Genomic DNA, 10,377 nt, shown 5'->3' with positions numbered 1-10,377 from the left:
AGGGTCGTCGCTCGGGCCCGGGGTGTCAAGACACTCGGCGGCGACAACTTGGCGCGGTTATCGGGCTGTTAGATTCCGCTGGAGATCTGGGGAGGTAGGAGTCATGGTGGCTCACGGCACGCACGGCAGGCGCCCGACCCTCGAGGAGGTCGCGGCCCGAGCGGGCGTCGGCCGGGGCACGGTTTCGCGCGTCATCAACGGATCGCCGCGGGTCAGCGACCGCACCCGCGCCGCGGTCGAGGAAGCGGTCGCCGAGCTCGGGTACGTACCGAACACGGCGGCCCGCGCGCTCGCCGCCAACCGCTCGGACTCCATCGCCGTCGTCGTCCCCGAGGCCGAGTCCCGGTTCTTCTCCGAGCCGTACTTCTCCGGCATGGTCGGCGGCGTGGGCCTCGCCCTCGCCGAGACCAACCTCCAGCTCCTGCTGACCTTCGCACGTGGCGAGCGCGAACAGGACCGGCTCGCCGCCTACCTCGCCGCGCACCGCGTCGACGGCGTCCTGCTGGTCTCGGTGCACTCCGACGACCCGCTCGCGGACCGCCTCATCCAGATGGACATCCCGACCGTGATCAGCGGCCCCCGCTCCGCCGACGAGCCGCTGCCCTCGGTCGACACCGACAACTACGCGGGCGCCCGCTCCGCCGTCCAGCATCTCGTCTCCCGGGGCCGCCGCTCCGTCGCGATCATCGCGGGCCCGCTCGACGTGTACGGCGCCGAGCGCCGCTTCGTCGGCTACCAGGACGAGCTGGCCGCGAGCGGACTCTCCTACGACGAGAAGCTGGTGACCTACGGCGACTTCACGGAGGAGGGCGGCCGCCGCTGCATGACCGAGCTCCTGGAGCGCAGCCCCGGCCTCGACGCCGTCTTCTCCTGCTCCGACCTGATGGCCTCCGGCGCCCGCCAGGTGCTGCGCGAGGCGGGCCGGCGCATCCCGGACGACGTCTCCCTGGTCGGCTTCGACGACTCGGTGATCGCCCGCCACATGGAGCCGGGCCTCACCAGCGTCCGCCAGCCCACCCGCGACATGGGCCGCGCCATGACGGAGCTGCTGCTCGACGAGATCGCGCTGGCCGCCGAGGGAAAGCGCTCCTCCGTACGCCGCGGTACGCAGCGGCACCTGGTGCTTCCGACGGAGCTGGTGGTCCGCGCTTCGTCGTAGATGGGGAACCGGGGGCCGCGGCCGGCCCCCGGGAACGCCGAAGGCCCCGGTTCTCTCGAACCGGGGCCTTCGGACCCTTCAGGGTGAGTGACGGGACTTGAACCCGCGGCCACCTGGACCACAACCAGGTGCTCTACCAACTGAGCTACACCCACCATGCCCGGTCGTTTGTCTTTCTTCCGACCGGCCGAGAAAAAGTGTACAGGGTCCGAAGGGGTGCTCGCGCACCCCTTTTCCCGGGCGGGCCCGGACCCCGTACACAGGGACTTACGAGGGGTTACTCCGCAGGCAGGACGTACTTCGCCGCGATCGACTTCGCGGTGTCGGAGTCCGGTCCTGGCTGCGGCACGAAGACCGCCTCGCGGTAGTAGCGCAGCTCGGCGATGGACTCGCGGATGTCGGCGAGCGCCCGGTGGTTGCCGTTCTTCTCCGGACTGTTGAAGTACGCCCTCGGGTACCAGCGCCTGGAGAGCTCCTTGACCGAGGACACATCGACGATCCGGTAGTGGAGGTAGTCCTCCAGCGTCGGCATGTCACGCAGCAGGAACCCGCGGTCGGTGCCGACCGAGTTCCCGCACAGCGGGGCCTTGCCCGCGTCCTTGACGTGCTCACGTACGTACGCCAGGACCTGCTCCTCGGCGTCCGCGAGCGTCGTGCCGCCCGCCAGCTCGTCGAGGAGGCCCGAGGCGGTGTGCATGGTGCGCACCACCTCGGGCATCTGCTCCAGGGCCTCGTCCGGCGGGCGGATCACGATGTCCACACCGTCGCCCAGTACGTTCAGCTCAGAGTCGGTGACCAGTGCGGCCACCTCGATGAGCGCGTCGTTCGCCAGCGAGAGACCTGTCATCTCGCAGTCGATCCACACCATGCGATCGTTCATGCGCCCAACCCTACGGGGCGGACCTTCTCGCTGGCAGACGACGGGCGTCAGCTCCTGTTCACAGCGCTACTTCATGGGACTACGAAGCCGTGCGCGGGCCCGGCAGGCCCGTCGGCATGGAGGCGGCCGGCGGGCCGAGCGCGGTCGCGGCCGCCGTGCGCCTGGACTGCGCGGGGACGGGCCCCGGCGGTCCCTCGGTGCCCGGCAGGCCCGCGAGCTCGACCGACCTCTCGGCCTTCTCGCTCTTGGCCTGCCCCTGGCCCTCGCCCGGCTGCGGCCTGCGTGCCCGGTACGCCGCCCGGTACGCGGCCGGGGACGAGCCCAGCTGCCTCCGGAAGTGCCCGCGCAGCGCGACGGGGGAGCGGAAGCCGCAGCGGCCCGCCACCTCGTCGACCGAGTAGTCGGACGTCTCCAGGAGCCGCTGCGCCTGGAGCACCCGCTGCGTGATCAGCCACTGCAGCGGGGCGGACCCCGTCAGCGACCGGAAGCGGCGGTCGAAGGTGCGGCGGCTCATATAGGCGCGGGCGGCGAGCGTCTCCACGTCGAACTGTTCGTGTAAATGCTCCAGCGCCCAGGCGACGACCTCGGCCAGCGGGTCCGCGCCGATCTCCTCCGGCAGTGACCGGTCGAGGTAGCGCTCCTGGCCGCCGCTGCGGCGCGGCGGGACCACCAGGCGGCGGGCGAGCGCGCCGGCCGCCTCGTTGCCGTGGTCCGTGCGCACGATGTGCAGACAGAGATCGATTCCGGCCGCGGTGCCGGCGCTGGTGAGTACGTCGCCGTCGTCGACGAAGAGCTCCCGCGGGTCCACGTGGACCGACGGATAGCGCTTGGCGAGCGTCGGCGCGTACATCCAGTGCGTGGTCGCCGGACGGCCGTCGAGCAGGCCCGCGGCGGCGAGCACGAAGGCTCCCGTGCACAGGCCGACGATGCGCGCGCCCTCCTCGTGCGCGCGGCGCAGCGCGTCGAGTGCCTCCTCCGGCGGCGGCGAGGTGATCGAGCGCCAGGCCGGTACGACGACCGTGCCCGCGCGCGAAATCGCCTCAAGGCCGTGTGGCGCCGTGAGTTCGAGTCCCCCTGTGGTCCTCAGGGGTCCGTCTTCGCCGGAGCACACGAGCAATCGATAGCGCGGAACTCCCGCGTCCTGTCGGTCGATTCCGAACACGGAGAGCGGTATTGAACTCTCGAAGATGGGTCCGCCGCTGAACAGCAGCACCGCGACGATCTCTCGTCGCCGGCGCCCCGACAGCTTGCGAGCCGCCGCCTCCGGCGAAGTGGTGGAGTCGTGGCTCATGCTGCTAAGCCCCCCTCGGTGATCGCGGCTCCCTCAATACTTTGACGGGCTGTTCGCTCCTGCACGTTTCCCCTCGGTGATGCACGAAGTCCCCCGCCGCCTTCAGATCAGACAGTCATGATCGAATCTACTGCGTCCCATGGTGCCGTCGTGACCAGTTAAGAACCTGACAGATTGTCGACAAGGCAACTTGGCGTGAAGCATTCGATCACGAAGCGTCGCACTCAGGGGCGTTGCTGGGAAGTGCGCCTCAACTCCATGGCCGGTCCCCGTAGGGTGCAAGCGCTTTTGGTACCCCTTTCCGCCCTGGTGGAAAGGGGGTTGGGGACGGCGAAACGCAAGGGGAGGCCGGGTGGCCGAAGTTGGCTGAAAATAGGCGTGGAGCCGCGACGAAACCGGTCAGTCAACCGGCGTATCCCACCCGGCCCGATGCTCTCCGCGATGCGTACCCGGACCGCTCCGGCCGCGTCGGCCACGATGAGTACAGCATTGTTCACTGTGCAACTGCGCAGCGCCGCGCTCCGACTGACGGAGCAGCACCCGGCACGCCGCGGTGACCGCCGCGAGACCCAGGGCGGCGCCGGCGGCGCCCGCGGCCGACGACCCGTATCCGACGAGCACGAGCGGAACCAGTACGCAGCTGAACGCCGCCCAGCGCACCACGTCGCCCACCCCGTCCGCCGTCGCGGGCTCCGCCGCGGGAGGTGCCTGGTGCGGCACGGCGGGCGGGGGTGGTGCGTCGTGGTGGTGTGCGGCGTGGGGCCGCTGCGCGGTGCTCGGTGCGGGCACGGATCGCTCCCTGTTTCTTTCGGTACGGCGGTTCAACGCCGCCGCCCCGCAGGGGTCACTTCGTCGGCGGTGGAGAGGGGACCAGTTGAGTGCGCAATCCGCCTGTACGGGGCAGCAACCATTGCCATACGGTCGGCCCTCGTGCATGCTCCCCTGAACGCTGCGGAGCGCACGTACAAGCAGGTCTGAGCCCGTCATCAGAGTCTGGGCAGAGGAGGAGTGTCGCCGTACCCTTGGGGGTATGGGGTTGGGAAGATGATTCCCGGACACAGCTCCGCCGATCAGTTGTCGTCCCCTCTACTGAGGCCCACGAGGTACACGCCGAGACACTCATGGCCGGTCACGAATTCCCCGAACCCGCGGACCGCAAGCGTCAGGTCGCCGACCCGACGGTGACGCCCCTTGCGGCAGAAGAGACACGTCAAGCCTGTGATCCCGCTTTCAAGCACGGTGTCGTCGTCGGTTTCGACGGCTCGACGTCGAGCGAGCGGGCGCTGGCGTACGCGATCGGCATGGCGCATCGCTCGGGTTCCGGGCTGATCATCGTGCACGTCGCGAACCGGCTGCCGACGACGGTGTGGGCGGGGTGCGAGCCGCCGGTGTTCGTGGACGTACCGGATCATCGGACCGAGGTTCTGGGACTCGAACTCGCCTGTGCGGACTATCTGTCCGAGGTGCCGTGGATCCTCGTCGAGCGTGGTGGCGACATCTGTCACGAGTTGGAGGAGGTCGGGCACGAGTACTCGGCCGACGCCATCGTCGTGGGGTCCACGCACGGGATCGTCGGGCGGATCTTCGGCTCGGTCGCGGGGCGGTTGGCGCGGCGGGCGCAGCGGCCTGTGATCGTCATTCCGTAGGCGTGATCCCGTAGGCGTGATCCCGTAACGCTTGTGCTGGGAAAGCTAGTTGAATTCGCGCCGTTGGATAAATCTACTCCCGCGTAGAGGTGCTTTGTGCCCTTGTGAAGGGTAAATACCGTCCGCGGGGCTACGGCTACGGCTTCGGTGGCGTGGTTGCCTGTGGCGCCGCCGGTTGGGCGTGCTGCCGGTCGGGGGGTGACGGCCGCCGGCTGACAGCCGCGATGGGTCGGGGCAATGGGCGGTTCCGGCCCCTCCGTGAACGGGTCCCGTGCGTTTGGTGGCACGCGCGGGACCCGTTTGTTGTTGCGGTGGGGCGGGGTTGCGGTCGCGGGGCTCTGCCCCGGACCCCGCTGCTCAAGCGCCGCAGGGGCTTGAGTTGCTCCAGTCGCGCTTGGACGGCCCGCTGGGGCTTGGGGTGTGGCTACTCGACGGTGACGGACTTTGCCAGGTTGCGGGGCTTGTCGATGTCGCGGCCGAGGGCCAAGGCCGTGTGGTAGGCGAGGAGTTGGAGGGGGATGCCCATCAGGATGGGGTCGAGTTCGTCCTCGTTCTTCGGGACGACGATCGTGCGGTCGGCCTTCTCCTGGTCCTGGTGGGCGACGGCGAGGATGCGGCCCTGGCGGGCCTTGATCTCCTCCATCGCGGCGCGGTTCTTCTCGAGGAGGTCGTCGTCGGGGACGATCGCCACCGTGGGGAGCGCGGGCTCGATGAGGGCGAGCGGGCCGTGCTTCAGTTCCGAGGCGGGGTAGGCCTCGGCGTGGATGTAGGAGACCTCCTTGAGCTTCAGGGAGGCCTCGCGGGCCACCGGGTAGCCCCGGACGCGGCCGATGAACATCATCGAGCGGGCGTCGGCGTACTCTTCGGCGATCTTTTTGATCTCCGCTTCCTGGGCGAGGATCTCGGAGATCTGGGCCGGGAGCTTGCGCAGGCCCTCGATGATGCGCTTGCCGTCGGCGACCGAGAGGTCGCGGATGCGGCCCAGGTGGAGGGCCAGGAGGGCGAAGGCGACCGTGGTGTTGGTGAAGCACTTCGTCGAGACGACGCAGACTTCCGGGCCCGCGTGGACGTAGACCCCGGCGTCGGATTCGCGGGCGATGGCCGAGCCGACGACGTTCACGACGCCGAAGACGCGGGCGCCCTTGCGCTTCAGTTCCTGGACCGCGGCCAGGACGTCGTACGTCTCGCCGGACTGGGAGACCGCGATGTAGAGGGTGTCGGGGTCGACGACCGCGTTGCGGTAGCGGAACTCGGAGGCCGGTTCGGCGTCCGCGGGGATGCGGGCCAGCTCCTCGATCATCTGGGCGCCGATCAGGCCCGCGTGGTACGAGGTGCCGCAGCCGAGGATCTTCACGCGGCGGACCGTGCGGGCCTCGCGGGCGTCCAGGTTGAGGCCGCCGAGGTGCACCGTGGAGAAGCGGTCGTCGATGCGGCCGCGCAGGACGCGGTCGACCGCGTCGGCCTGCTCGGAGATCTCCTTGTGCATGTACGTGTCGTGGTCGCCCATGTCGAAGGAGGCGGCTTCCAGGTCCACGGTCGTCGGCTCGTTCGCGGTGCGGGTGCCGGCCGTGGTGTACGTGCGGAAGTCGTCGGCCTTGAGGGTCGCCATCTCGCCGTCGTCCAGCGTGACGATCTGGCGGGTGTGGGTGATCAGCGCGGCGATGTCCGAGGCGACGAACATCTCCTTGTCGCCGATGCCGAGGACGACCGGCGAGCCATTGCGCGCGACCACGATGCGGTCCGGGAAGTCGGCGTGCACGACCGCGATGCCGTACGTGCCCTCGATCATGTGCAGGGCGTCGCGGACCTTGTCCTCCAGGTCCGTGTGCTGGGAGCGGGCGATGAGGTGGGTGAGGACCTCGGTGTCCGTTTCCGAGCTGAACTCGATGCCCTCGGCGGTCAGCTTGGCGCGCAGGTCGGAGGCGTTGTCGATGATGCCGTTGTGGACGACCGCGACCTTGTTGTCCTCCGACATGTGCGGGTGCGCGTTCTCGTCGGAGGGGGCGCCGTGCGTGGCCCAGCGGGTGTGGGCGATGCCCGTCGTGCCCTTGAAGCGGGCGGGGACCTTGGCCTCCAGGTCGCGTACGCGACCCTTGGCCTTGACCATCTTCAGGCCGGTGGCCTTGGGGCTGGTGATGACCACGCCCGCCGAGTCGTAGCCGCGGTACTCCAGGCGCTGGAGGCCCTCCAGGAGGAGCGGCGCGACGTCACGCTTGCCGATGTAACCGACGATTCCGCACATAGGTGTTGAGATTCCCCTCAGCCGTTAACGATTCAGCCGTAGACGATGCGGCGCAGCTGGCGGAGTGAGAGCTCCGGGGGTGACACCGCCCGGTAGCGCAGATCCGCCAGGATCCGCTCGAAGATCTCCGCGTTCACCAGGCCCTGACCCTGGAGTTCGCGGTGCCGGCGGCGGACGTAGTCCTCCGTCGGCTCGTCGAAGTAGGCGAGCACGTCTTGGATCACCCGCAGTGCCTCGCCCCGGCTCAGGGCGGTGCTGCGTGTCAGGTGGTCGACAAGTTCTTCGTGCACGGAGCCGATCCTCGGGGTTCCGGGGCTGTTTCGCAAGAATTCTGCCCGATTTCGGGCAGGCGAGTCGCTCGGGTGGGGGTGGTTGCGGTCGCGGGGCTCTGCCCCGGGCCCCGCTCCTCAATCGCCGGAGGGGCTCCAAAAGATCGGGGCTCTGCCCCGGACCCCGCTGCTCAATCGCCGCAGGGGCTTGAATGGGGCGGCCGGGGCTTGAGTGGAGGGGCAGTCTTGAGCGCTGTTCCGGCTGTGTTCATTCTGCGTACCCGCAGTGGATAGGTGTCTCAACCACCTTTTCGGCCATGGACATTCCACGTATGGGCGTACCCGCCGAGCTCGCCGACCGGTCCCTCGCCGAGCAGCACGAGTATCTGCGGAGCCGGTTCTCGCGGCGCACGGTGATGCGGGGTGGGGCCGTCACGTTGGGGGCGGTGGCCGGGGGCGTCTTCGTGCCGGGGGCCGCGAGTGCCGCGACCGCCACCTCGGCCGCGCCCGCTCCCGCCGCCGAGGCCGTCGACGGCGCGCTCGTCGCTCCCTTCGGGCGGCACCTTTCGTACGGTGACGACGCGCGCACCGAGATGACCGTGTCGTGGCAGGTGCCGGTCGCGGTGAAGGATCCGTTCATTCGGGTCGGGGGCAGTGCCGGTGAGTTGTCGCGGCGGATTCCGGCGGAGTTGCGGGCGCTGTACACCCCGGCGGGGGTCGGGACGAGTGCCGATCACACCCAGTACTACGTGCACGCCAAGCTGACCCGGCTCAAGCCCGGCAGGACGTACTACTACGGCGTCGGGCACCAGGGCTTCGATCCGGCGTCGCCGAGGTTCGCGGGCACGATCGGGACCTTTACGACCGCCCCGGCGCGTGCGGAGCGTTTTACGTTCACGGCCTTCGGCGACCAGGGCGTCAGCTATCACGCGCTCGCCAACGACAGCCTGATCCTCGCGCAGGGGCCTTCCTTCCATCTGCACGCCGGTGACATCGCGTACGCCGATCCCTCCGGGCAGGGCAAGACCAGCGACACGTTCGACGCGCGGACCTGGGACCAGTTCCTCGCGCAGACCGAGACCGTCGCCAAGTCCGTGCCCTGGATGGTCTCGTACGGAAATCACGACATGGAGGCGTGGTACTCGCCGAACGGGTACGGCAGCCAGGAGGCCCGGTTCGCGCCGCCGCGGAACGGGCCCGATCCGAAGGAGCTGCCGGGCGCCTACTCGTTCGTGCACGGGAACACCGCCGTCATCTCGCTGGACGCGAACGACGTCTCGTACGAGATCCCGGCGAATCTGGGGATCAGTGGGGGGACCCAAACCGCTTGGTTCGAGCGGCAGTTGAGGAAGTTCAGGGCCGCCGGGTCCGGGATCGACTTCGTTGTCGTGTTCTTTCATCACTGTGCCTACTGCACTGCCACCGCGCATGCCTCGGAGGGCGGTGTGCGCGAGGAGTGGGTGCCGTTGTTCGAGAAGTACACGGTCGACCTGGTGATCAATGGGCACAACCATGTGTACGAGCGGACCGACGTGCTGAAGGGGGACAAGGTCGCGAAGGAGTTGCCCATCGGGGGGACCGCCTATCCGGAGACGGACGGCGTCGTGTACGTCACGGCCGGTGCGGCGGGGAAGGGGCTCTACGAGTTCCCCGTGGGGGATTCGTACGAGGGCAAGGAGAAGGAGAGCGGGCCGTTCGCCTCGTACGTGACGCAGAAGGGCGGCGGCAAGAAGGCCGTCACCGTCGACTGGTCGCGGGTGCGGTACACCAACTACTCGTTCCTGCGGGTGGACGTCGAGCCCGCGCCCGTGGGGCGGACCGCGACGTTGACCGTGCGGGGGCTCGCGGAGACGGGGGCCGAGGTCGACCGGTTCGTGGTGGCGCGGAAGGTGCGGGCCTAGGGGCCGGCTCCAGCCCCAGCTCCAGCTCCAGCTCCAGCCCCAGCCCTAGCCGGACAGGCGTTTCAGTACCGCCGCCTTTGCCAGTGCGAACTCGTCCTCCGTCAGGACGCCCTCCCGGTGGAGCTCGCCGAGTTCGCGCAGGCGGCGGAGCAGCGCGTCGTGGTCGTCCTCCGCCGGGGGCTGCGGGGGAGGCGGGGTCTCCTCCAGGGCGGGCGCCGGGGTCGTGTGCGGGAGGCGGGCCTGGACCGCCGCCGCGACCAGGGCCATCAGCGGGTCCTTCTTGAAGCCCCAGAGTTCGATGGAGTTGGGGTCGTACTTCGGCGGCGCCTTCGTGGAGGACGAGCGGAGGGTGAAGCGCAGGCAGCCGTTCTCCAGGCCGACCGCGGGCTGCCACTCGACCGCCGTGATGTCGGTGAGCGCGAGGACCCGCGTACCCGCCGAGGACTTCGCCTCCTCCGTCTTCCAGTTCCACTCCAGGCGCACGTGCTCCCCGTCGAAGCTCGCTGTGCCGTCCCCGGCGGAGACCGACAGCGGGACGGCGGGCCCCGGCAGCAGATACGTATCGCAGGGCGAGGTGGGGACCTCGTCGAGGAGGAGGGCGTTGCGCACCTCGTCCACGAAGTACTCGGCGACGCCGTAGCGGTCCGACTCGACGGTGAGCTGGTACGGGTCCGTGGTGTCGGTCAGCTTGCCGCCCGTGGCCTGGAGGAGGGGGTCGGCGCCGTCCCGCAGGCGCAGCCGAAGCCGGCCCGTCTTCCTGCCCTGTTCGAAGGAGGCGCCCGCGAGCGCCGTCAGCGGCACCGTCAGCTCACCCAGCGTCCTGCGCAGCAGGCTCACGCCCTTGTCGCGGCCCGGTACGAGCCGCAGCGTGTCGCCGAGATACGTCCAGGTGCCGTCGCGCTGGATGATTTCCGCCATGCCGTCATTCTCGTACGGGAAGGGGGCCCGGGAGGACCGTCTCCCGAGCCCCCTTCGGTCCGTGGGGGGAA

General features: G+C 69.5%; 8 protein-coding genes and 1 tRNA gene. 3 read left to right on the top strand and 6 right to left on the bottom strand.

The features are described 5' to 3' along the window. The first annotated feature begins 103 nt into the window (after positions 1-103). Positions 104-1,159, top strand: coding sequence for a LacI family DNA-binding transcriptional regulator (locus tag RBJ65_RS16755; protein ID WP_306320406.1), 1,056 nt, complete (start codon positions 104-106; stop codon positions 1,157-1,159). An 82-nt stretch (positions 1,160-1,241) separates the two neighbouring features. Here the strand turns inward: RBJ65_RS16755 and RBJ65_RS16750 are convergent. The 3 genes from RBJ65_RS16750 to RBJ65_RS16740 all read right to left on the bottom strand — a co-directional run bounded on the left by RBJ65_RS16750 (position 1,242) and on the right by RBJ65_RS16740 (position 3,330). Continuing rightward, positions 1,242-1,314 (bottom strand) — tRNA-His (locus RBJ65_RS16750). 122 nt (positions 1,315-1,436) lie between these two features. Continuing rightward, complete coding sequence (gene orn, locus RBJ65_RS16745) at positions 1,437-2,039, bottom strand: oligoribonuclease (RefSeq protein ID WP_306320407.1); 603 nt, start codon at positions 2,037-2,039, stop codon at positions 1,437-1,439. A 79-nt stretch (positions 2,040-2,118) separates the two neighbouring features. Further along, the gene (locus tag RBJ65_RS16740) at positions 2,119-3,330 is read right to left on the bottom strand and encodes a GlxA family transcriptional regulator (RefSeq protein ID WP_306320408.1); all 1,212 of its coding nucleotides are present in this window, start codon (positions 3,328-3,330) and stop codon (positions 2,119-2,121) included. A gap of 1,121 nt (positions 3,331-4,451) precedes the next feature. Between RBJ65_RS16740 and RBJ65_RS16730 the strand changes: the two genes are divergently transcribed. Beyond that, complete coding sequence (locus tag RBJ65_RS16730; protein ID WP_306320409.1) at positions 4,452-4,976, top strand: universal stress protein; 525 nt, start codon at positions 4,452-4,454, stop codon at positions 4,974-4,976. A 424-nt stretch (positions 4,977-5,400) separates the two neighbouring features. Here RBJ65_RS16730 and glmS read toward each other — a convergent pair whose 3' ends face one another. Both glmS and RBJ65_RS16720 read right to left on the bottom strand, forming a co-directional pair. Further along, the gene (glmS, locus tag RBJ65_RS16725; RefSeq protein WP_306320410.1) at positions 5,401-7,218 is read right to left on the bottom strand and encodes a glutamine--fructose-6-phosphate transaminase (isomerizing); all 1,818 of its coding nucleotides are present in this window, start codon (positions 7,216-7,218) and stop codon (positions 5,401-5,403) included. A gap of 32 nt (positions 7,219-7,250) precedes the next feature. Continuing rightward, positions 7,251-7,508, bottom strand: a complete 258-nt coding sequence (locus tag RBJ65_RS16720; protein WP_306320411.1) for a hypothetical protein — start codon at positions 7,506-7,508, stop codon at positions 7,251-7,253. Positions 7,509-7,804: 296 nt separating this feature from the next. Here RBJ65_RS16720 and RBJ65_RS16715 point away from each other — a divergent pair, with 296 nt between their 5' ends. After that, entirely contained in the window at positions 7,805-9,388 is a 1,584-nt protein-coding gene (locus RBJ65_RS16715; protein ID WP_306320412.1) for a metallophosphoesterase family protein, read from the top strand. Between the two features lie 45 nt (positions 9,389-9,433). On the opposite strand, the gene RBJ65_RS16710 is transcribed toward RBJ65_RS16715, so the two are convergent. Next, positions 9,434-10,306, bottom strand: a complete 873-nt coding sequence (locus RBJ65_RS16710; RefSeq protein ID WP_306320413.1) for a DUF4429 domain-containing protein — start codon at positions 10,304-10,306, stop codon at positions 9,434-9,436. Between the last annotated feature and the right edge of the window lie 71 nt (positions 10,307-10,377).

This window comes from Streptomyces sp. KL109B (assembly GCF_030766935.1).
Lineage (GTDB): Bacteria > Actinomycetota > Actinomycetes > Streptomycetales > Streptomycetaceae > Streptomyces.
Note: the sequence above shows the minus strand (reverse complement) of the source record. Positions and strands in the feature narration are given on the sequence as shown.

What these genes read in the sequence shown, in the direction of transcription:
- RBJ65_RS16755 (WP_306320406.1), top strand. Translation starts at nt 104, where the DNA reads ATGGTGGCTCACGGCACGCACGGCAGGCGCCCGACCCTCGAGGAGGTC.
- orn (WP_306320407.1), bottom strand. Translation starts at nt 2,039, where the DNA reads ATGAACGATCGCATGGTGTGGATCGACTGCGAGATGACAGGTCTCTCG.
- RBJ65_RS16740 (WP_306320408.1), bottom strand. Translation starts at nt 3,330, where the DNA reads ATGAGCCACGACTCCACCACTTCGCCGGAGGCGGCGGCTCGCAAGCTG.
- RBJ65_RS16730 (WP_306320409.1), top strand. Translation starts at nt 4,452, where the DNA reads ATGGCCGGTCACGAATTCCCCGAACCCGCGGACCGCAAGCGTCAGGTC.
- glmS (WP_306320410.1), bottom strand. Translation starts at nt 7,218, where the DNA reads ATGTGCGGAATCGTCGGTTACATCGGCAAGCGTGACGTCGCGCCGCTC.
- RBJ65_RS16715 (WP_306320412.1), top strand. Translation starts at nt 7,805, where the DNA reads ATGGACATTCCACGTATGGGCGTACCCGCCGAGCTCGCCGACCGGTCC.
- RBJ65_RS16710 (WP_306320413.1), bottom strand. Translation starts at nt 10,306, where the DNA reads ATGGCGGAAATCATCCAGCGCGACGGCACCTGGACGTATCTCGGCGAC.